General features: G+C 29.8%; 25 protein-coding genes. 11 read left to right on the forward strand and 14 right to left on the reverse strand.

From position 1 onward, the window contains the following. The first annotated feature begins 3 nt into the window (after positions 1–3). The 5 genes from VBY68_RS13475 to VBY68_RS13495 all read left to right on the forward strand — a co-directional run bounded on the left by VBY68_RS13475 (position 4) and on the right by VBY68_RS13495 (position 4,471). On the forward strand, positions 4–1,182 hold the full coding sequence (locus VBY68_RS13475) for an alanine racemase (RefSeq protein ID WP_415270020.1): 1,179 nt from the start codon (positions 4–6) through the stop codon (positions 1,180–1,182). Between the two features lie 54 nt (positions 1,183–1,236). Beyond that, positions 1,237–1,692 carry a YHS domain-containing (seleno)protein gene (locus tag VBY68_RS13480; RefSeq protein WP_121146480.1) on the forward strand — a complete coding sequence of 152 codons (456 nt, stop codon included), beginning with the start codon at positions 1,237–1,239 and terminating at the stop codon, positions 1,690–1,692. A gap of 1 nt (position 1,693) precedes the next feature. Further along, on the forward strand, positions 1,694–2,128 hold the full coding sequence (locus tag VBY68_RS13485; protein WP_415270021.1) for a YHS domain-containing (seleno)protein: 435 nt from the start codon (positions 1,694–1,696) through the stop codon (positions 2,126–2,128). A 111-nt stretch (positions 2,129–2,239) separates the two neighbouring features. Next, positions 2,240–3,886 carry a glycerol-3-phosphate dehydrogenase/oxidase gene (locus VBY68_RS13490; protein WP_415270022.1) on the forward strand — a complete coding sequence of 549 codons (1,647 nt, stop codon included), beginning with the start codon at positions 2,240–2,242 and terminating at the stop codon, positions 3,884–3,886. A gap of 93 nt (positions 3,887–3,979) precedes the next feature. Beyond that, the gene (locus VBY68_RS13495) at positions 3,980–4,471 is read left to right on the forward strand and encodes a hypothetical protein (RefSeq protein WP_099214945.1); all 492 of its coding nucleotides are present in this window, start codon (positions 3,980–3,982) and stop codon (positions 4,469–4,471) included. Positions 4,472–4,551: 80 nt separating this feature from the next. Here the strand turns inward: VBY68_RS13495 and VBY68_RS13500 are convergent, their stop codons facing one another. From VBY68_RS13500 to VBY68_RS13510, 3 genes are all read right to left on the reverse strand, one after another. After that, entirely contained in the window at positions 4,552–5,820 is a 1,269-nt protein-coding gene (locus VBY68_RS13500; protein ID WP_124587898.1) for an MFS transporter, read from the reverse strand. 3 nt (positions 5,821–5,823) lie between these two features. Further along, a complete protein-coding gene (locus VBY68_RS13505; protein WP_099214943.1) occupies positions 5,824–6,483 on the reverse strand; it encodes a hypothetical protein in 660 nt (219 codons plus the stop codon). A 229-nt stretch (positions 6,484–6,712) separates the two neighbouring features. After that, entirely contained in the window at positions 6,713–7,708 is a 996-nt protein-coding gene (locus VBY68_RS13510; RefSeq protein ID WP_099214942.1) for an NAD(P)H-dependent glycerol-3-phosphate dehydrogenase, read from the reverse strand. 95 nt (positions 7,709–7,803) lie between these two features. Between VBY68_RS13510 and dut the strand changes: the two genes are divergently transcribed. Then, a complete protein-coding gene (gene dut, locus VBY68_RS13515; protein WP_415270023.1) occupies positions 7,804–8,235 on the forward strand; it encodes a dUTP diphosphatase in 432 nt (143 codons plus the stop codon). On the opposite strand, the gene VBY68_RS13520 is transcribed toward dut, so the two are convergent. After that, complete coding sequence (locus VBY68_RS13520) at positions 8,232–8,771, reverse strand: GNAT family N-acetyltransferase (protein WP_099214940.1); 540 nt, start codon at positions 8,769–8,771, stop codon at positions 8,232–8,234. The genes dut and VBY68_RS13520 overlap by 4 nt on opposite strands. Before the next feature lie 84 nt (positions 8,772–8,855). After that, the gene (recA, locus tag VBY68_RS13525) at positions 8,856–9,863 is read right to left on the reverse strand and encodes a recombinase RecA (protein WP_099214939.1); all 1,008 of its coding nucleotides are present in this window, start codon (positions 9,861–9,863) and stop codon (positions 8,856–8,858) included. A gap of 116 nt (positions 9,864–9,979) precedes the next feature. Here recA and VBY68_RS13530 point away from each other — a divergent pair, with 116 nt between their 5' ends. Next, entirely contained in the window at positions 9,980–10,555 is a 576-nt protein-coding gene (locus VBY68_RS13530; protein ID WP_415270024.1) for a pseudouridine synthase, read from the forward strand. 162 nt (positions 10,556–10,717) lie between these two features. Here VBY68_RS13530 and VBY68_RS13535 read toward each other — a convergent pair whose 3' ends face one another. The 4 genes from VBY68_RS13535 to VBY68_RS13550 form a co-directional block, all read right to left on the reverse strand. Beyond that, the gene (locus tag VBY68_RS13535) at positions 10,718–11,158 is read right to left on the reverse strand and encodes a GNAT family N-acetyltransferase (RefSeq protein ID WP_273694952.1); all 441 of its coding nucleotides are present in this window, start codon (positions 11,156–11,158) and stop codon (positions 10,718–10,720) included. Continuing rightward, on the reverse strand, positions 11,158–11,589 hold the full coding sequence (gene rpiB / locus VBY68_RS13540; protein ID WP_121146473.1) for a ribose 5-phosphate isomerase B: 432 nt from the start codon (positions 11,587–11,589) through the stop codon (positions 11,158–11,160). Before rpiB ends, VBY68_RS13535 begins: the two co-directional genes overlap by 1 nt. Positions 11,590–12,286: 697 nt before the next feature. Continuing rightward, on the reverse strand, positions 12,287–12,451 hold the full coding sequence (locus VBY68_RS13545; protein WP_164723404.1) for a hypothetical protein: 165 nt from the start codon (positions 12,449–12,451) through the stop codon (positions 12,287–12,289). 75 nt (positions 12,452–12,526) lie between these two features. Next, positions 12,527–13,438, reverse strand: coding sequence for a diacylglycerol/lipid kinase family protein (locus VBY68_RS13550; RefSeq protein WP_415270025.1), 912 nt, complete (start codon positions 13,436–13,438; stop codon positions 12,527–12,529). Positions 13,439–13,554: 116 nt separating this feature from the next. On the opposite strand from VBY68_RS13550, the gene rnr reads away from it, so the two are divergent. The 3 genes from rnr to VBY68_RS13565 all read left to right on the forward strand — a co-directional run bounded on the left by rnr (position 13,555) and on the right by VBY68_RS13565 (position 16,750). Next, complete coding sequence (gene rnr / locus VBY68_RS13555) at positions 13,555–15,750, forward strand: ribonuclease R (protein WP_415270026.1); 2,196 nt, start codon at positions 13,555–13,557, stop codon at positions 15,748–15,750. A gap of 91 nt (positions 15,751–15,841) precedes the next feature. Beyond that, positions 15,842–16,519 (forward strand): head GIN domain-containing protein, encoded by a 678-nt coding sequence (locus VBY68_RS13560; RefSeq protein WP_099214932.1) that lies wholly within the window; start codon positions 15,842–15,844, stop codon positions 16,517–16,519. A gap of 33 nt (positions 16,520–16,552) precedes the next feature. Then, positions 16,553–16,750, forward strand: a complete 198-nt coding sequence (locus VBY68_RS13565) for a Sec-independent protein translocase subunit TatA/TatB (protein ID WP_124587882.1) — start codon at positions 16,553–16,555, stop codon at positions 16,748–16,750. 55 nt (positions 16,751–16,805) lie between these two features. Here the strand turns inward: VBY68_RS13565 and VBY68_RS13570 are convergent, their stop codons facing one another. Both VBY68_RS13570 and VBY68_RS13575 read right to left on the reverse strand, forming a co-directional pair. Then, positions 16,806–17,123: a heavy metal-binding domain-containing protein gene (locus VBY68_RS13570; RefSeq protein ID WP_121146470.1), complete on the reverse strand. Its 318-nt coding sequence runs from the start codon at positions 17,121–17,123 to the stop codon at positions 16,806–16,808. Positions 17,124–17,125: 2 nt separating this feature from the next. After that, complete coding sequence (locus VBY68_RS13575) at positions 17,126–18,052, reverse strand: SPFH domain-containing protein (RefSeq protein WP_099214929.1); 927 nt, start codon at positions 18,050–18,052, stop codon at positions 17,126–17,128. A 136-nt stretch (positions 18,053–18,188) separates the two neighbouring features. On the opposite strand from VBY68_RS13575, the gene VBY68_RS13580 reads away from it, so the two are divergent. Beyond that, on the forward strand, positions 18,189–18,587 hold the full coding sequence (locus VBY68_RS13580; RefSeq protein WP_099214928.1) for a DoxX family protein: 399 nt from the start codon (positions 18,189–18,191) through the stop codon (positions 18,585–18,587). Positions 18,588–18,730: 143 nt separating this feature from the next. Here the strand turns inward: VBY68_RS13580 and VBY68_RS13585 are convergent, their stop codons facing one another. The 3 genes from VBY68_RS13585 to ybeY all read right to left on the reverse strand — a co-directional run bounded on the left by VBY68_RS13585 (position 18,731) and on the right by ybeY (position 22,033). Then, complete coding sequence (locus VBY68_RS13585; RefSeq protein ID WP_415270027.1) at positions 18,731–19,624, reverse strand: class I SAM-dependent methyltransferase; 894 nt, start codon at positions 19,622–19,624, stop codon at positions 18,731–18,733. Positions 19,625–19,707: 83 nt separating this feature from the next. After that, positions 19,708–21,585 (reverse strand): tRNA uridine-5-carboxymethylaminomethyl(34) synthesis enzyme MnmG, encoded by a 1,878-nt coding sequence (gene mnmG / locus VBY68_RS13590; RefSeq protein ID WP_415270028.1) that lies wholly within the window; start codon positions 21,583–21,585, stop codon positions 19,708–19,710. Positions 21,586–21,616: 31 nt separating this feature from the next. After that, the gene (ybeY, locus tag VBY68_RS13595) at positions 21,617–22,033 is read right to left on the reverse strand and encodes an rRNA maturation RNase YbeY (RefSeq protein WP_415270029.1); all 417 of its coding nucleotides are present in this window, start codon (positions 22,031–22,033) and stop codon (positions 21,617–21,619) included. Positions 22,034–22,058: the final 25 nt, after the last annotated feature.

Raw genomic sequence — 22,058 nt, forward strand, 5'->3', positions numbered from 1 at the left:
ACTATGGATGCTTATTTTAAAAACCTAAATAAAGAACTAAAAAACTACCAACGAGCCATTCCTTGTTTGTTGATCGATTTAGATATTTTAGATAAAAATATAACTGAAACTCTTTCTAATTTTAGAAATAATGCTTCAATAAGAGTTGTAGTAAAATCATTGCCCTCAGTTCAATTGATTGAATACATTTTACAAAAAACTAACTCAAACAAGTTGATGGTTTTTCATCAGCCTTTTTTAACCGATTTGGCTTCTTGGTTAGATAATAAAATGGATGTTTTGTTAGGTAAACCTATGCCTATAAAAACCGTAGAATATTTTTATAACAACTTACCTCAACAACACAACGGATTAAATCCGTACACACAAATTCAATGGTTAGTAGATACTACTAAAAGAATTGAAGAATACGTTAATTTAGCTAAAAAACTCAATCAAAAATTGCGATTGAGTATTGAAATTGATGTTGGGTTACATCGTGGAGGTTTTTCTTCCGTAGAAACCTTAAAAAAAGGATTATCACTCATTGAAAACAATCAAGACTTTGTGAAGTTTTCAGGGTTTATGGGATACGATCCTCATGTGGTAAAACTTCCAAAGATTATTCGTTCTCAAAAAAAAGCATCACATTTAGCAAATCAATTTTACGAGCAATGCAAAAAATTAATTAAAAATGATTTTCCAGAACTATGGAATAATAACTTAACCTTTAACGGAGCTGGAAGTCCTACCTTAAAATTACATAAAGAACAAAATTCTCCAATAAACGATATTGCTATTGGTTCATGTTTTGTAAAACCTACAGCGTTTGATATTCCTTCCTTAAAAAACTATAAGCCAGCAACATTTATAGCTACTCCTGTTTTAAAGACTTTTTCAAATACAACGCTGCCAGGTTTAGAAAAACTAAAACAATTTTTTACTAAAAAGTCAGCTTTTATTTATGGTGGCTTTTGGAAAGCTGATTATTACTATCCAAAAGGTATAAAACAAAATAATTTGTTTGGTGCATCTACCAATCAAACCATGATTAATATCCCGAAAAGTGAGTCTTTACAAGTAGATGATTTTGTGTTCTTAAGACCGCACCAAAGTGAATTTGTTTTTTTACAATTCGGAGAAATTTTACCTATCAGAAACGGTAAAATTCAACAATCTTGGCAATTATTAAATAATTTATGATTGTATTTGTAATGTTCATTGTTTTTTGTCGACTACCTTCAAAATCTACAAACAATGAAAAACTTTTTTACACTACTTTTAGTAGTAGTTTCTACTGCGTTATATGCTCAAAAAACAGATTATAATACCAAAAAAGGCTACGTAGCCGAAGGTTATGATGTTGTTTCTTACTTTACAAATGATGAACCTGTAGAAGGAAAAAAGAAGTTTCAAACAACATATGACGGAGCAAAATTCAAGTTTTCCTCAGAAAAAAACTTATCCCTATTTAAAGAAAATCCAACAAAATACATTCCTCAATATGGTGGATATTGTGCTTATGCTGTAGCTGCTAAAAAAACAAAAATGTACATTGATGCTGAAGCTTATGAAATTAGAGATGGTAAACTATACCTTTTTTATAGTTCTTGGATTTCTAGTAAACTTGATGATTGGAAAAATGGTGATACTAAAAAATTACAAGCTCAGGGCGATATAAACTGGGAAGAACTAAAACATAAAAAGGATTAAAATGAAACATTTTTTTATCTTCTTTCTGTTTTTTTCAAGTATTGTCTTCTCACAAGAATACAATACTAAAAACGGAGTAGTTGCTAAAGGCTATGATGTAGTAAGTTATTTTAATAATAAAGCCGAAAAAGGAAATAAAAAATTTACAACTAAATATAATAACGTTTCCTTTCGTTTTTCGTCAAAAGAAAATTTAGCTACTTTCCTGAAAAATCCTGAAAAATACAATCCTCAATATGGTGGATATTGTGCTTATGCCATTGGTAAAACAGGTGAAAAAGTGGATATTGATCCGAAAACTTTTGAAATACGAGATGGTAAATTGTATTTATTTTATAACTCTTGGGGAACCAATACTTTAAAAATGTGGTTAAAAGAAAACCCTGAAGAGCTCAAAAAACAAGCAGATGTTAATTGGAAAAAATTGAATCGTTAGTTTAGATTTAATAGTTGCGGGGGCGACTTCTAAAAGGGCTGATAATTTCAGCTCTTTTTTTATACTTATCGTTTCTTTTTATTCTTATTTTTGGTTGATAAAAACAGCTCTATGAATAATTTCTCTTCTTTCAATAGAAAAAACATTCAACAAGAATTACAAACTACCGAATTTGACATTCTAGTAATTGGTGGCGGTATTACTGGTGCAGGTATTGCTTTAGATGCAGCATCACGCGGAATGAAAGTTGCTTTAATTGAAAAAAACGACTTTGCTTCGGGTACTTCAAGTAAATCTACCAAATTAATTCATGGAGGTTTACGCTACTTAAAACAGTTTGATTTTTGGTTGGTAAAAGAAGTGGGTACTGAACGTGCTATTGTTCATAAACTAGCTCCACATTTGGTAATTCCTGAAAAAATGATTTTACCATTAATTGAAGGTGGAACTTACGGTTCATGGTTAACATCTATTGGACTTAAAGTTTACGATGTTTTAGCTTCTGTTGAAGGAGACGATAAACGTAAAATGCTTGATAAAAAGGAAGCGTTAGAAAAAGAGCCTTTGTTACCAGAGAATATTTTAAATGGTGCTGGTTTTTATGCTGAATATCGTACTGATGATGCGCGTTTAACTATAGAGGTTTTAAAAACAGCTAGTCAATACGATGCTCAAATACTTAACTACACACGTGCAGACGAGTTTATCTATGAAAACAAACGTGTGGTAGGTGCTAAAGTAACAGATGCTTTTACTAATGAAAATTATGAAATAAAAGCTAAATATGTAGTAAATGCAGCGGGGCCATGGGTAGATGAATTACGTCAAATAAACAATTCAAAAATTGGAAAGCGTTTGCATTTAACCAAAGGAGTTCACTTAGTTGTTCCGCATGAAAAATTACCTGTAAAACAATCTGTGTATTTCGATATTCCTGATGGTCGTATGATGTTTGCTATTCCTCGTGGAAAAGTAACCTATTTCGGAACTACCGATACCAATTATCAACAAGATAAAGACACTGTTGAAACCTCAATGGTTGATGCTTTATATTTAATTGAAGCAGTAAATAACATGTTTCCAGATATTCAATTAACTATTGATGATATTCAGTCTTCATGGGCTGGATTACGTCCGTTAATTCACGAAGAAGGAAAATCAGCTTCAGAATTATCTAGAAAAGATGAAATTTTTGTATCTGACACCAAATTAATATCAATTGCTGGAGGAAAATTAACAGGTTATAGAAAAATGGCAGAGCGTATCGTGGATATTGTTGCTAAAAAAATGAAAAGACGTTTTGAAGTTGAATTTGATCCAATTCAAACTGAAGAAATCGTTTTATCAGGAGGACCTTTTCAAAATTATAAATCGGTAAAATTATATATAAATCAGATTTATAAACGTATAAAATCATTTGGTTTTTCTGAAAAAGATGCCAGCTATCTAGTTCATAACTATGGTAAACAAACAGAACTTATTTTAGATAAATTTGATGAGCTAAATGAAGAAAATATACAAGAGCGCTTGTTAAAAGCTGAGGTGTGGTTTACTATAAAACATGAAATGACCTGTACTCCTACCGACTTTTTTATGCGAAGAACTGGTCGTTTGTTTTTTGATAAACCTAGCGTTGACCTTTATAAAAACCTTGTTATTCAGGAATTTACAAACCGTTTTAAGTGGGATAAAAATACAACTTTAAAGCACCAACAAGAATTATACAGAAAAATAGATTTAGCAGTAAATTTTAACTAGTTTCTTATACGGAAAATTAAACGAGTATTATATCTTTGGCGACTGCTAAAATTGGCTACGTAAAAGGTTTGTACAATTAATTTTTTAAGTAATATGAAACAACTAGTACTAGTATTTTTTCTATTAACCACTCTTATAGCAAAAAGTCAAACTAATATTATTTCTAATTCAGATTTTGACAATATTAAAATAAATAATATTGCTTTAACTGAAATAAAAAAGACCTTTGGTAAACAAGAAAAAGTAGAATCCTTATTAGGTGCAACTACTTCTTATGAAGATAATGGCTTTTACTATTATTTTAGATTTAATGGGTTAAAACTTGATTTTTCTACTTCAGGAAGAAAACCTTATATCGAATCTTTAGATGTTTTAAGTAATGAAGCTACTTTTACAATTAAAGGGATTACAGTAACTATAGGAGATCCTATTACTAAATTAGGTGAAGTTGCCTTAAGTACTGGTAGAAATGGCTCTAAAAGTATTTTATATGCTGAATGTGATAGTTGTGATGTTTTTATTAATATCGCTTTTGATCAAGCAACTAAAAAAATTACAAAAATCAATTATTTCGATATGTCATAATTGATTTAAAAAATCATACTAAAAAAGCCCAGAAACTGAGTTTCTGGGCTTTTTTATATCTTGTATGTACAACCAACCTATCATTCTTCTCTCTCGTGTTCTTCTAAATCTTTCGTTAGATCTAATTTTCGGAGTGTTGGATTTACAATTCCAGTAGTAATAACAGTAATTAAGGTCATTGTTCCACCAAAAATTACTGCCGTTACTGTTCCCATTAATTTTGCCGTTACCCCACTTTCAAAAGCTCCTAATTCGTTAGAAGAACCTACAAACATAGAATTTACTGAAGCTACTCTACCTCGCATATGATCAGGTGTTTTTAATTGTAAAATAGTTTGACGAATTACCATAGAAACTCCATCGGTTACACCGCTAAAGAATAGGGCTACAATAGAAATCCAAAAAACAGAAGATAACCCAAAGACTATAATACAAACTCCAAAGCCAAATATAGCCGCTAAAAGCTTCATTCCTGCATTTCTGCTAATAGGTATATAAGCAGTCACTAACATTGTTAAAAAAGCTCCTATAGCTGGTGCTGCACGTAATGCACCAAAACCCTCTGGTCCTACTTTTAAAATATCTTGAGCATATACTGGTAATAATGCTACTGCTCCACCAAACAGTACCGAAATCATGTCTAAGGTTAGTGCTCCTAAAATAGCTTTTGTCTTATATACAAAACGTACTCCTTCTTTTAAACTTTTCATTACTGGCTCACCAATCTTAGGATTTAAAATTGGTTTCTTTTTAATAAAAAATACTGTTAGAAATGATACAGATACTAATCCGAAGACAATACATAACGACCAATGTACTCCAATCCATGAAATGGTTAATCCTGCAAAAGCTGGCCCTAATACTGAAGCTATTTGCCAAGTTGAGCTACTCCAAGTAGCTGCATTTGGATATAGTTTTTTAGGTACAATTAAAGCAATTAATGAAAAAATAGTAGGTCCGAAAAACGAACGTAATAATCCACCAAAAAATACCAAAGCATAAATAGCGTAAAGTACAGTGTTTTTATTCCAACCTTCAATAAAACTAGGCAATGTTAAAAAGAATAGTCCCAAACTAATCAATGAAAATAAACCAATACACAAGGCTAGTAAATTTCTTTTTTCTTTTTGATCTACAATATGACCTGCAAATAATGCCATAGATACTGCTGGAATTACTTCCATTAAACCTATGATTCCTAACGATAGTGGATTTTTAGTAATACTGTATACTTGCCATTCTATAATAATAAATTGCATAGACCATGCAAATACTAAGGCAAAGCGTACTAAAAGAAAAATATTAAACTCTTTGATTCTTAGGGATGCGTAGGGGTCTTTTTTTTCCATGAATTAATTTAGTTTCAAGTCCATTAAAATGGCAAATGTTTCATTAACATCTCTTTCTTTTACCACTATGGTCATTTCGTGTGTAGTAGAAATTACTTCTTGTACTGCAATATTTGCCCAAGCAAATTGCTTTAAAATAAAGTAATAAATACCTGATTGATCTAGATTTCCTTTTGGAAGTTTTATCGTTATGGAAGCTAAATCATTTACATTATTAATTAACGCTTCTTTCTTAAAAATTTCTTCAACAAAAGGTTTTAAGTTTTTACTTGTAACAATATTTGTTTCAAAAATACCTTGAGAAACTGTTAAAAAATAATCTTTACTATCTGCAGATTTACTTAAAATTTTAGCAATTTCTTTTAATAACGACGTAGTGTTTTTGAAAGTGAAATCGCACAAATCTGAGCGTACAATTACATCTCCCAAATTCAATGCAAGTCGTTTTATATTTTTTCGAACTCTTAATTCATTTGCTGGAGATAGCCTATTAATAGCCATCATAACTGCACCAACTTTTACTTCTTTTTTTAGTAATTTAGAAACTTCTGGTAAAATTTCTCTTGCTAGCGATGATACATTAATTAACTTCTCATTTAGAGCCTCTTCTATAAAAGGAGTTTTTCTGATGGTGATTTCAACAGCTTCTTGAATTGTTTTCATGTTTGTTTAGTTTTAAACTAAAAGTAACAAAAATACAATTAAAAGTGAATTTATACTATATTTTTAATTTGTAATATATTTAATTAAAATCTTTGTTAATCAGATTTTTAAACTAAATTTGTCTTTATTGTATCTTGTTACAAGACCTATACACAACTCAATTTTAGAAGCGATTGATGGGGCTTCTTAATTTTTTATTAAGAAGGATTATTTGTACAAATGCAAACAACTAATCTAATCTATTTGTTAACTTTAAAAACTCATCTTTCGCTTCTTTCTTGTCGTATAAAACGTTATAGACAGCGTCGATTATTGGAGTTTTAGCTTTATTTTTTTGATTAATTTTATATGCACTTTTTGTTGCGTAGTATCCTTCAGCAACCATACTCATTTCCAACATAGCAGATTTTACAGTGTAGCCTTTTCCTATCATATTTCCAAACATCCTGTTTCTACTAAATGTTGAATATCCTGTTACTAGTAAATCACCTAAATATGCTGAGTTATTAATGTTTCGCTTCATTTTATGAATCTTTTTAATAAAGCGTTTCATTTCACGAATACCATTACTCATTAATACCGCTTGAAAGTTATCTCCATATCCTAAACCATGAGCAATTCCAGCTGCTATGGCATAAATATTTTTTAACATCGCTGCGTATTCTGTACCTATAATATCATCAGATATTTTGGTTTTAATGTAACGTCCTGCTATAGCTTTACTAAGTTCTTTTGCTTTTTCTTCATCTTGACATGCCAATGTTAAATACGATAAGCGTTCCATTGCTACTTCTTCTGCATGACATGGCCCTGATATTACTCCAATGTTTTCATATGGAATATTATATAGTGTATGAAAATGTTCACCAACAATTAATCCTGATTCAGGAACTATTCCTTTGATAGCTGAAAAAATAATTTTTCCCTCTAAAGAAGCTGTTAGTTTTTCTAACTCAGTGTTTAAAAAAGCAGATGGAATAGCAAAAATTAACACATCATAATTTTCAATAATATGGTTTATATCTTCAGATAAATCTAATTGCTCTGGATGTAATTCTGCAGAACTTAAATAACTAGGATTATGCCTATTACGTTTAATATGTTCAATAGCATATATGCTGCGCATATACCAACCAATAGTTTCTAAGTTTTCAGATAACATTTTAACAATAGCTGTTGCCCAACTTCCACCTCCTAAAACGGCTATTCTAGTTTGATTGCTCATAAGTAGTATTTGTTTGTATTACAAAATTAAGAAATCTATAAACGACTCTCTAAACTTAAAGGTTATTATATTTGAAAATTGAAAATCAAAAGAACATGAATGTACAAATTATAAACAAATCTAAACACCAAACTCCAGCATATGAAACCGAGGGTTCTGCAGGTATGGATTTGCGTGCTAATATAGATGCAGCTATTACTTTAAAGCCTTTGGAAAGAGCTATTATAAAAACTGGATTATTTATTGCTCTTCCTGTTGGATACGAAGCACAAGTACGTCCTCGTAGTGGATTAGCTGCTAAAAAAGGAATCACAGTTTTAAATTCACCAGGTACTGTTGATGCGGATTACCGTGGCGAAATAGGAGTTATTTTAGTAAACTTATCTAATGAAAAGTTTATTGTAAATGATGGTGAGCGTATTGCTCAATTAGTTATTGCAAAACACGAACGTGTAAACTGGCAAGAAGTAGCTGTTTTAAATGAAACAGAACGTGGTGCTGGTGGTTTTGGGAGTACAGGAGTTTAAATAAGTATTTTACATACCTGACTCATTTTTCGAACTTCATCAAACAATAATTCAAAATCTAAAAAACAATGTGAATGATATTGGTACCCTAGTTTTTTATAGAATTCAAAAGCTTGTGGTTGCTCATCCATAGTATCTAACCATATTAATTCATATTGTTTTTTTCTAGCTTCCTCTTCTAACCAAGCTAATAATTGCTTACCAACACCTTTACCTTGGGTATTTTTATGTAAATAAATTCGATGGAGTTTCAATGACTTTCTATTCTCAAGTCCTGGTAATTTCCTATCCCATAAAATTCTGAAAACTCCTACTATTTCTTCTTTATAAAGAATAAAATAATAGCTTGTTTTATCTTCTAACAATTCTTTTTCTAAATTACTTTTAGAAAATTGACTTTGTATATACCAATCTCCTTCATCTTTCCAAAAATGTTTATATGCTGCTTTGTATACATCATCCATTAAGGTTTCTAAAATTTTAAAATCTTCAACCTGTATTTTTTGTAATTGTATGTTACTTGAGATTCTAATCATATCTTCTTAATAAAAAAAGCTGTTCTGATAATCAGAACAGCTTTTTAAAAAATAGTAATAGTTTGAACTTTAAATTTAAATTACTTATTCTTGATTTTCAATAGCTTCTTTTATTTTGTTTTCAAGCTCTTCCATTAATTCAGGATTGTCTTTAATAACACCTTTAACAGCATCTCTACCCTGACCTAATTTAGTGTCTCCATAGCTAAACCATGAACCACTTTTCTTTATAATTCCGTAATCTACACCAATATCTAAAACTTCACCTACTTTTGATATTCCTGCACCATACATAATATCAAATTCAGCCATTTGGAATGGAGGAGCTACTTTATTTTTTACAATCTTAACTTTAGTACTGTTACCTATAACTTTATCACCATCTTTAATTTGTGTTCTACGACGAATATCTAAACGAACCGATGCATAGAATTTTAAAGCGTTACCACCTGTAGTTGTTTCTGGATTACCAAACATAACTCCAATCTTTTCACGTAACTGGTTAATGAAAAATACCGTACAGTTAGTTTTACTAATTGTTCCTGTTAATTTACGTAAGGCTTGTGACATTAAACGTGCATGAAGTCCCATTTTAGAATCTCCCATTTCACCTTCAATCTCAGATTTTGGTGTTAAAGCTGCAACCGAGTCAATAACAACAATATCAATAGCACCTGAACGAATTAAATTATCAGCAATTTCTAAAGCTTGTTCACCGTGATCTGGTTGAGAAATAATTAAATTATCAACATCCACACCTAAACTTTCTGCATAAAAACGATCAAAAGCATGCTCAGCATCAATAAAAGCAGCAATTCCACCTGCTTTTTGAGCTTCTGCAATGGCATGTATAGTTAATGTTGTTTTACCTGATGATTCTGGTCCGTAAATTTCTATAATTCTTCCACGAGGATATCCTCCTACTCCTAAGGCTAAATCTAATCCTAAAGAACCTGACGATATTGCATCTACATCTTCTACTTGGCTATCTCCTAACTTCATTACGGTTCCTTTACCGTACGTTTTATCTAACTTATCTAGTGTAAGTTGAAGCGCTTTTAATTTCGCTTCTTTTTCTTTATCTGCTGCCATAAATAGTGCTAATTATTTTAAGTAATAAGAACGGCTAAGTTATGAAAAACTAGCATTAATATCCTATCTTTTTATGTTACATTTTGTAATATTGTGCTTCTTAAAAAAAAGAAAAGATGTCAAGCCATCGTCACTTCATGATTTACAAACCCTATGGGTTTTTATCACAATTTATTACTAATCAAAAAAAAGGAGGTAAACATAAATTGTTGGGAGAATTATTTAATTTTCCTGAAGGAACTATGGCTGTGGGTAGATTAGATGTAAAATCAGAAGGTTTATTATTATTAACTACCGATGGAAAAGTAAGTGATTTTATTACTACAAGAGGTGGAGTTGAAAAAGAATACTATGCGCAAGTAGATGGAGCAATTACTTCTGAAGCTGTTGAACAGTTAAAAAATGGTGTTGAAATTGGTTTTGACGGAAAAAAATACCAAACTAAACCTTGTAAGGTTAAATTAATTGACACTCCTGATTTCCCTGAACGTTCAAAAAAAATTCGTGATGCTCGTCATGGACCTACCCCTTGGATATCAATTACTTTAACTGAAGGAAAATTTAGACAAGTACGTAAAATGACTTCTGCTGTTGGTTTTCCTACACTACGCTTGGTACGAGTTCGTGTTGGTGATATTTTATTAGGTAAAATGGAATCTGGTGAAGTAAGAGAGGTTGAGGAATTACTGTAACCTAAGTTACTTTTTAAAAAGTATCTTTTAAGTACTTTTACAAGTATGAGAGATAATTCAAACACTTTTATTTACATTGTAGCGGGTATAATTATTCTACACTTTTTAATAGGCTTTGGATATTTACTTTATAAAATGGGTAAAAAAGAAAATAAAAAATAATTATTTCCTTACCATTCTTATATGTGGTATTCCATCTTCTAAGTAGCCTTCACCTACTTGTTTAAATCCATGAGATTCATAGAATTTTTGTAAATAGGTTTGTGCTGAAATGGTAATAGTTGTTTCATTATAGTTATCAACAATAGCTTTTATAGATGCTTTAATCAAATCGTGTCCGTAACCATATTTACGTTCCGTTTCTTTAACTACTACCCTACCAATACTAGGAGTATCAAAATATTCACCACTATTAAACAATCGTGTATAGGCTATTATTTTTCCTTCTTTTACACCTATAACATGTAATGCCTTTTGATCTTTACCATCAATATCTTGATATACACAATCTTGTTCAACAACAAAAACTTCAGAACGTAATTGAAGTAATTCATATAATTCTGAAGTTGTTAATTCTTGAAAATTTTTTACTGTAAAATTCATTAACAGTTAGCTATTTTATTTACTCTGTTAGCATGACGACCACCTTCAAATTCAGTAGATAAGAAAATCTTTACAAAACCTAAGGCTTGTTGTAACGATACAAAACGCGCAGGAATTGTTAAAATATTAGCATCATTGTGCTGACGTGTTAATTCAACCAATTCATTATTCCAACATAAAGCAGCACGAACTCCCTGGTGCTTATTAGCAGTCATTTGTGCTCCATTACCACTTCCACATAAAATAATTCCCATTTCAGCTTGTCCTGTCTCCACAGCTTCAGCAGCTGGATGAATTGTATCTGGGTAATCCATACTATCGGTTTCATTTGTACCAAAGTTGATTACTTTATGTCCTAATTCTTCTAAAAGTTTAACAATTTCAAACTTATATTCTGTACCTGCATGGTCATTTCCTACAGCGATTGTCATAATTTGTTGATTTTAATTCAGTTGTGAGTTACAAAAATACAGTTATTCACGGTTATCAACAGTAATTAACAATGCTTTTTTTAGCATTCTTAATAACCTCTTTAAAATTAAGGTGTTAAACTATATTACCTAATTGTTAAGAACTAGTAGTAGATTCTGAAAAGAAAATTTGATTTTCTAGATATTTTTTACAATACAAGAACAAGAATTAATTATGCAACTTTTTTTTTGAGATTTTAATGAACATTTATCAACATTAAATTAACCCTTTTTTTACATTGAAAATAAAATTAACTATTCATAATTTTCAGTGAATTGCTGTTTATAACTTTTGTTAATAACTCTATTTTATAGTTGATTTTTAAGATTTTATTTAACTAATAACTTGTTTATTTATTTTAATAAGTCACTTAACCAAAAATTAAATCCACTTTTTATTCTACATATTAACAGACTATAATAACAATCATTTCTTTTTTTAAATTTTAAAAATCTTTTTTATTAATAATATAATATGTTAATAACAGTTTTTTTGAAGTTTAAATTTCAAAAGACTTTCCTATTAAATATGAATTGAGTTGTAAGAACTAGAACTAACGAAGATGGTTTCTCTTTTAGTTACGCTTAGGCAAATTGCGAAAAATAAGGTTTAAATACTATGTTTGTTGATAAGTGCTAATAAGTGAAAGAAAAAGGCTTATACAGCTTTTTTAGATGCTTTCATTAGGTAGATAGTATCTTTAGTTACTATTTCTGATGGAGTTTTTTTGTTTAAAGTCGTGTTTATACTTATTACAGTAACGATAATTCCTGTAATAAATATAAAAATAAACAGCGCTATTATTTTGCGTAAGTTTTTCATTTATAACGACTTTCTTATTATAAAGACGGATGAGTTTAAGAAATGTTACAGTTTTATTAAGTTTTTTTTAACTTTTTAAGGAATTACTATTCGAATAGCACTTTTTATGATATTTACTTTTACTTGTCCTGTTCCTATTAACTCTCCATCTGCTTGAATATAAGGAAGATCGTTTTTGTTTTGTGGAGTTATTAACAAAGAGTTAGCTACAAGTGTTTCTACCTTTTTATGCTGAAGAATCTTTCCATTGTACAATTTCTTTATTGAAAACAATAAATCCCAAAATGATAGATTTTTAGCTATTGTTATATCAAATAAACCATTATTAGAGTCTTTAAAATCAGTTAATTGCATACCTCCTGCAGAATACTTACATATACCAAATAAAGTCATTAAACACTTTGTTTCAATGATTTTGTTGTTAATAGCTATTTTAAAAGTAGTTTTTTTATAGAGTAATAAACCTGCTATACCGCTCAATAAGTATGCAATAGGTCCAAATCTCTTCAATTTATTCAACTTATTAACAACATATCCGTCATAGCCAATACCTGCAACATTATTAAAATAAGAAGTAGTATTAGCCAATTCTAAATAACCAATATCTTGAAAAACAGCATTTTCCTGTTTTATTAAATTAACTGAAGCTTTTATATTTTTTGGTATATTATAAGTTTTAATCCAATCATTACCAGTACCTAAAGGAATAACTGCAACTGTTATTTCTTTTGAATTTATTGAGTCCTGAGACATAATCCCGTTAACAACGTGATGTAAAGTGCCATCACCACCAACAGAAATTATTTTTTTATAACCTTTGTTAATAGCTTGTTGAACAATTAATTTTTCATGATTTGAATATTCTGTTTTTGAATACTCATAAGTTATGTTATTAAACTTTAATTCCTGTTGAATATCAGACCAATATTTATTGAATTTACCATTACCAGCAACGGGATTCACAATAACAAACCAAGAATTATTCATACAAATACATTAAATAATGAGCGGTAAAGTACAAAATGAATTTATAACAGTTATTTAAATAACTAGCATTAATTTTATTTGTACTTTGGTAAAAATTTAAATAAGACGAAAGATTAATGACTAGAAAGAAAAAAATCTACAAAAAAAAGGGTAAAGTAATTAAAGATCTTACCCGAAACATTTTCAAAATACTTAACGAAGACAGTAATAAAAACTATAATTATAAGCAAATTGCAGCTAAGTTGAAGGTTTCTGACACAGATGGTAAGAACCAGATTATTAAAAAATTAGCTGAGTTAACTGCAAATAAAAAAATTAAAGAAGTTGATAGAGGTAAATATCAAATTAACGAAGATCGTAAATATCATGTAGGTACACTTGACGCAACTTCTAATGGGAATGCCTATTTTATTTGTGATGATTTTGAACACGATATTTTTGTGCCTTCAGTAAACTTAGGAAAGGGTCTACATAATGATACTGTAAAAGCTTACGTATATAAAAAACGTAGAAGTAATAAGTTAGAAGCTGATGTTGTAGAAATTATAGAAAGATCTAAAACAGAATTTGTTGGTGTTTTACAAATGAATAAAAACTTCGGATTTGTTATACCTGACAGTAATAAAATGTATGCTGATATCTTCATCTCTCAAAGTAAATTGAATGGAGCTAATGATGGTGATAAAGTTGTTGCTACAATGACTGATTGGCCAGAGAATTCTAAAAATCCGTTTGGAAAAATTACTCAAGTTCTAGGAAGACCAGGAGACCATGACACAGAAATCCATTCTATTTTATTAGAGTATGGTTTACCTTATGAATTTCCTGCTGAAGTAGAAAAAGAAGCATCTGAATTACCTATTGAAATAACGAATGAAGAAATTGCTAAGCGTAGAGATATGCGTGGTGATTTAACCTTTACAATAGATCCAAAAGATGCTAAAGATTTTGATGACGCTTTATCATTTACAAAACTTGAAAATGGTAATTATGAAATAGGAATTCATATAGCCGATGTATCTCATTATTTACAACCTAAAACTATTTTAGATGACGAAGCTTACGACCGAGCTACTTCTGTATATCTAGTTGACAGAGTGGTACCAATGCTTCCTGAAATGTTAAGTAACGGAGTTTGTTCATTACGACCAAATGAAGAAAAATTAACTTTTTCAGCAGTGTTTGAAATGAATGAGAAAGCACAAGTTATCAACCAATGGTTTGGAAGAACAGTTACATATTCTGATAAACGTTTTGCTTACGAAGAAGCACAAGCAATTATAGAAAATAAGAGTAATATTATTCCAGCAGATGTTTCTTTATCAGGAGAAGCTTATGAAGTAGATGAAAATATTGTTGAAGCTACATTAAAACTAGATGAATTAGCAAAAAAGATGCGTAAGAAACGTATGAAATCAGGAGCTATTTCTTTTGATAGAGTTGAAGTAAAATTTAATTTAGATGAAAATGCTAATCCAACAGGTGTCTTCTTTAAAGAAGCTAAAGACGCTAATAAACTAATTGAAGAATTCATGCTATTAGCAAACAAAAAAGTAGCAGAATTTGTAGGGTTATCAAGTGGAAGACCAAGTAAGAAAACATTTGTATATCGTGTACATGATGAACCAGATGTAGAAAAATTAGCTTCATTACAGAACATTGTTAGCAAATTTGGATATAAAATCAACACAGAAACACGTCAAAAAACATCTGATAGTTTAAATAAATTATTATCAGACGTTCATGGTAAAGGAGAAGCCAATATGGTAGAAACCTTAGCGATACGTTCAATGAGTAAAGCTGAATATACTACACAAAATATAGGTCACTACGGTTTAGCTTTTGATTATTACAGCCACTTTACTTCACCAATTCGTCGTTATCCTGATGTGATGACACATCGTTTATTACAACACTATTTAGATGGTGGAAATTCACCAAAAGCTGAAATTTATGAAGAGAAATGTAAACACTCTTCAAAAATGGAAGAATTAGCATCAAAAGCAGAAAGAGATTCTATCAAATATATGCAGGTTAAATACATGCAAGATCATAAAGATCAAGAATTTGAAGGTGTAGTTTCTGGTGTTACTGAATGGGGAATTTATGTTGAAATAAAATCTAATAAATGTGAAGGTATGGTTCGTATCAAGGATATTAAAGATGATTATTATATCTTTGATGAAAAACAATACGCTGTGATTGGACAATCAACAAAAAATATGATTCAATTAGGTGATGAAGTAGTAGTAAAAGTTAAACACACCGATTTGGAACGTAAGCATCTTGATTTCAACCTTATTTCACATTAATGTTTTGTAGTTTAAACAATAAAAATTGACATTTGCCTTTATAGTATTGGTATAATTATTGGTTATACTCAATTAACTAATGGAATTTATTATGAAGAAGTTAGCAATATTAAGTTTGTTTTTGATGACCGTTTTAGCATCAGCTCAAACAACCATAACTAAAAATTTAGGAGACTTTTCAATTGTAAAAGTGTATAACGGTATAGATTTAAAACTCGTAAAATCTGATGTTTCTAAAATTGTAGTTACTGGAGAAAAAACAGATAAAGTTAAAATTAAGTTGGATGGAACCACTCTAAAAATATTATTGCGATTCCCAGAAACTACGGCAGATGGTAAAGTTAAAGCAACATTATATTACAATAAAACTTTATCAATTATTGATGCCAATGAAGGAGCAACAATTACAGGTAAAGACATTAAACAACAAAAAATTGAAATTAGAGCTCAAGAAGGAGCTTTTATTAACCTTGTAGTTAATGTTAAACACTTGAACGTAAAAAGCTCTTCAGGAGCAGTTATTAGGCTTTCTGGTGCAACTAAGAATCAAAATGTAAATGCTGATTTAGGTGGAATGTATCATGGATACAAGTTATCAGTAGAAGAAATGACCACTGTAAAAGCTGGATCTGGATCTAAAGTAGAAGTACAATCAGGAGAAACATTAGATGCTAAAGTATCATTTGGAGGTTCAATTTTTTACAAAGGAAAACCAGAAGTATTTAGAGACAAAAAAGTAATTGGTGGAGTAATTGAACACCGAAGTTAATTTCGTATCTTTGTTGCGCAAAATTTAATAAAAATGAATTTACTTACTATATTTTTAGGAATGATCGGACCATGGCAAATAGCTATTGTCGTTGCATTAGTATTATTATTATTTGGAGGTAGAAAAATCCCTGAATTAATGAGAGGTTTGGGAACAGGTATCAAAGAATTTAAGGATGCTACTAAAGATGAAGATGAAGAGAAAACAGATAAAGTAGAAGATAAGAAATAAGATATTTATTATAAAAAGAAAACCGAAACATTTAATGTTTCGGTTTTTTATTTAATTAAAGTTTTATAGCTGTACCAGAAGCAGTAACCATTAGCATACCTCCTTTTGCTCCTACGGTTTCATAATCTAAGTCAATTCCAACAACTGCATCAGCTCCTAACATTTTTGCTCTATCTGACATCTCTTTCATAGCTATTTCTTTAGCTTCTCTTAGTACTTTTTCATAAGAACCAGACCTACCCCCTACAATGTCTCTAATACCGGCAAAAAAGTCTTTAAAAATATTTGCACCAATAATTGTTTCACCACTAACAATACCTAAATATTCTTTTGCAGGTTTATTTTCTAACGATGGTGTAGTAGATAATATCATAATTATTCTTTGTCTTTATTTTCCTGTGCTTTCTTCATAGCTTCACCAATTTGATTACTAGCTGTAAAGCTCGCTACCATATCATTCAACATATTACTACCAGCTTGAGGTGAATTAGGTAATAAAATTAAGTTACTATTAGTTTCTTCACCAATAGACTGTAATGTATCGTAGTGTTGTGTAACAACAATTAAAGCAGAAGCTTCTTGACTGTTAATTCCTACTTTATTCAATACTTCTACAGATTCTTCTAAACCACGAGCAATTTCTCTACGTTGATCAGCAATACCTTGCCCTTGTAAACGCTTACTTTCAGCTTCAGCTTTAGCCTTTTCAACAATTAAAATACGTTGAGCATCTCCTTCAAATTGTGCTGCTATCTTTTCACGCTCAGAAGCATTAATACGATTCATTGCTGCTTTTACTTGTGCGTCTGGATCAATATCAGTTACTAAAGTTTTTATAATATCATAACCATAGTCTGCCATTGCATCATTCAATTCAGCTTTTACAGCGATTGCAATATCATCCTTTTTAACAAACACATCATCTAACTTCATTTTAGGTACTTCAGCACGTACTACATCAAATACGTAAGATGTAATTTGATCATGAGGATAATCTAACTTATAAAATGCGTCATATACTTTTTCACGAATTACTTTGTATTGCACAGAAACTTTTAATTTCACAAATACATCATCCAAGGTTTTTGTTTCCACAATTACATCTAACTGTTGAATTTTTAAGCTTAGTTTACCTGCTATTCTATCAACAATAGGAATTTTTAATTGTAAACCAGAATGACGAATGCTTTGAAAGCGACCAAAACGTTCTACAATTGCAGCAGTTTGTTGCTTAACAATAAAGAATAATGATAAGAATACTAGAATACCGATAACAATTACCGGATACATGTAAATTGACATAGTTTTTAATTTTTAAAATGTTAGTAATTTTTTTTGATAAAGATACTACTTATTAACAGTAGATATTTATAAGACGAATTTTATTTGAATTGTTACAATTCTTTTTTTAAAATTATATTTGTAAAAAATCAATTATATGGAACTTATACAACAAAGCATAACAGAAATTTTAATTCTACTTTTTTTAATCGTTACTTTTTTACAATCTGGAATTGATAAAGTAACCGATTGGAAAGGAAATTTATCTTTTATTAAAGGACATTTTAAAGATTCTCCTTTAAAAAACTCAGTACCTCTTTTATTGGCTGTAATTTTAGCTATGGAATTATTAGCTGGTGCATTAATGTTTGTTGGAATTTTTCATTTATCAACAACAGGTAATCATAATATAGCTTTAATTGGAGCAGAATTATCAGCAGTAACATTAATCTTTTTATTAATTGGACAACGATTAGCAAAAGATTATGCTGGGGCTATGACATTGGCAGTTTACTTTATAATTTCAATTTTAGCTGTTTATTTACTTAATAGATAAAAGTTATTTAAGTATTATTATTAAATAAGTTTACTTTATTAAAAAACCTCTTAAAATGTGATTTTTAAGAGGTTTTTTAATTTTAGTAAGGTATTTGTATATTGTAATATAAAAAACTAGTTAAAATAGCTTTAAATTGAGTTTTACACCTTTTTTATGATGTAAATTAAAGAAGAATATTCACCAGAACGACTTGCTTTTATATTTGACTTTAATCCTGTTAAAAAAGCTTGAATTGGTCTTGATTTTTTTGCCTTATATTTTTCTGATAATAAAGAAACATAGAATGAATCAAATTTCATTGGAAGTGTTTTTTCAACTTTCATTTCAAACAAAGAAAATATTTTTGAAATTGATGTTTTTGAAAAGTGCCATAAATGTCTTGGAACATCATAAGCTGCCCAAAACTCTTTGTAGTGTTTTGCATCAAAACTTTTATAATTTGGAACAGCAATAATTAAAACACCGTTTGGTTTTAAAAGTAATTTTAATTGCTTGATATATTCCGTTAAATTAGGAATATGTTCTAGGACATGCCAAAGTGTAATAACATCAAATTGTTTGTTTTCTATTTTTGAAAGATTTTCTAAAAGATGTATGTTTTTATCCTTAGCAAAAACTCTTGCTTTTTCAGATGGTTCAACACCAGTAATTTTCCAACCACCATTTTGACACACTTTTAAAAAATCACCTGTACCAGCACCAATATCTAAAATTAATTTGTCTTCTGTATTAAAAGAATTAATTAATTTTAGTTTTTTCTTTAAAGTATAATTTTTTACAAATTGATATGTTTTATCAAAAAGAGAAGTTTTACTATCTGTATGCGAAATGTAATTTTCACTAACATAGTACTTCTCTAAGTTATTAGGTACAGGAGAAGTTACTAACATATTGTAATCTTCATTTATCATAACCTCATAACTCTCTTTTGATACTGTATAATCAATACAGTTTAAAAAAGGTTTTAAGTTCTTGTAGAACTCTTTCTCTGTAATCAAATTAATAAATTGTGTTGAGTGTTCCTTGTGGAACATTGGTTTTTGGTTAAACAATTATACATAAAAAAATAAAACGTTCCACATGGAACATTTTATTTTTTGTAAATCTAAATTAGAATTTATCTACCCATGTAAACAAGCAAGACGGAAATATCACTTGGTGAAACGCCACTTATTCTACTCGCTTGTGAAATTGAAGTAGGTTGTATTTTAGATAATTTTTCTCTTGCTTCATATGATAGAGATTTTACTTTACTATAATCAAATGTAGAAGGAATAGGTACGTTTTCTAATCTATTTAATTTGTCTGCATTATTCTTTTCCTTTTCGATATAACCAGAGTATTTTAAATGGATTTCAACTTGTTCTATAATTTCATTATCAATTCCATTTTCTTGAATATAGTTTTCAAGCTTATGAATTGATCTAAAATCAGAAAAAGTTAATTGAGGTCTAGCAGCAATTTTATACAATTTCATAGATTGATTAATTGTTGCTAAATTTTTACTTTCTAAAATCGGATTAACATCTTCCTTCGTAATACTTAATTTAGTAATGAAGTCGATTAAGTTTTGAGTTTTATTTTTCTTCTCTTCTACCCTATCCATTCTTTCTTGAGAAGCCAACCCTAATTTATAAGCTTTTTCTGTTAAGCGTAAATCGGCATTATCTTGTCTTAATAATGTTCTATACTCAGCACGTGAAGTAAACATTCTATATGGTTCTTCTGTCCCTTTAGTAATTAAATCATCAATTAAAACTCCAATATAAGCCTCACTTCTTTTTAAGATAAATGGTTCTTTATTTTGGGTTTTTAAAGCTGCATTTACACCAGCCATTAAACCTTGAGCAGCTGCTTCTTCATAACCTGTTGTACCGTTAATTTGACCAGCAAAAAATAAGTTATTAATTAACTTAGTTTCTAAGTTATGTTTTAACTGTGTTGGCGGAAAATAATCATATTCTATAGCGTAACCATATCTGAAAAACTTTACGTTTTCAAATCCAGGTATAGCACGTATTGCTTTATCTTGAATATCTTCTGGAAGTGATGTTGAGAAACCGTTTACATAAATCTCAACTGTGTTCCATCCTTCTGGTTCTACAAATATTTGATGACGTTCCTTTTCTGCAAAACGATTAATCTTATCTTCTACAGACGGACAATAACGAGGTCCTGTAGATTTAATTCTACCGTTAAACATTGGTGAACGTTCAAAACCTTCACGAAGTAAATTGTGTACTTCTGGATTAGTGTAAGTAAGATAACAAGAACGTTGTTTTGTTAATGTTTTTGTTATTGGTAAATAAGAGAATTTTTCTGGAGAATCATCACCGGGTTGCTCAGTCATTTTAGAGTAATCTAAAGAGCGTCCATCTACACGAGGTGGAGTTCCTGTTTTCATTCTACCAGCTTCAAAACCTTTATCAACTAAATCTTCTGTTATACCAGTTGAAGCTCCTTCACCTGCTCTACCACCACCAAATGTTTTTTCACCAATATGAATTAATCCATTTAAAAAAGTACCAGCAGTAACAATTACAGTTTTAGCTTTTATTTCTAAACCTAAAGCAGTTTTAACTCCAGTAATTTTATCACCATCAAATAATAATCCATTAACAGAATCTTGATAAAAATCTAAGTTTTCTGTTTGTTCTAACATCGTTCTCCAGCACTCTGCAAATTGCATTCTATCTGATTGTGCTCTTGGACTCCACATAGCAGGTCCTTTTGATTTATTTAGCATTTTAAATTGTATGGCTGTCTTATCAGTTACGATAGCGCTATAACCTCCTAATGCATCAATTTCTCGTACTATTTGTCCTTTTGCAATTCCACCCATAGCAGGATTACAACTCATTTGAGCAATGTTTTGTAAGTTCATTGTAATTAACAAAGTGTGTGCTCCCATGTTTGCACTTGCTGCAGCTGCTTCGCTACCAGCATGTCCACCTCCTACTACAATTACATCGTATGTTGTATTAAATAAACTCATTTTTTATAGTCAGTTCCACGTGGAACTCTTTTTATATTTTATCTAAAATTTCTAAACATTCATTTTCTTTAGAGCGCATAATTTGCTTCTCTTCATCAGTCTTATCTTTGTATTTCATATAATGTAAAACACCATGAATTATCACTCGGTGTAATTCGTTTTCAAAAGAAGTATTAAACTCTTTAGCGTTTTCCTTTACCCTTTCTACAGAAATAAAAATATCACCACCAACTAACTTACCTAACGTATAATCAAAACTGATAATATCAGTAAAGGTATCGTGTTGTAAAAACTCAATATTTATTTTATGTAAATAAGCGTCGTCACAAAAAATATAGTTGATTTCTCCTAATTCAAAATCTTCCTTTTCAATACATTCCTGTATCCATTTAGAAGTGTTTTCTTCATTGTTTAATTGAAACTCGGTTTCGTAATTAAATACAATCATTTCTTTATATCAAATACTATTATTA

It is taken from the genome of Tenacibaculum ascidiaceicola, from assembly GCF_047470925.1.
Taxonomy (GTDB): domain Bacteria; phylum Bacteroidota; class Bacteroidia; order Flavobacteriales; family Flavobacteriaceae; genus Polaribacter; species Polaribacter discolor.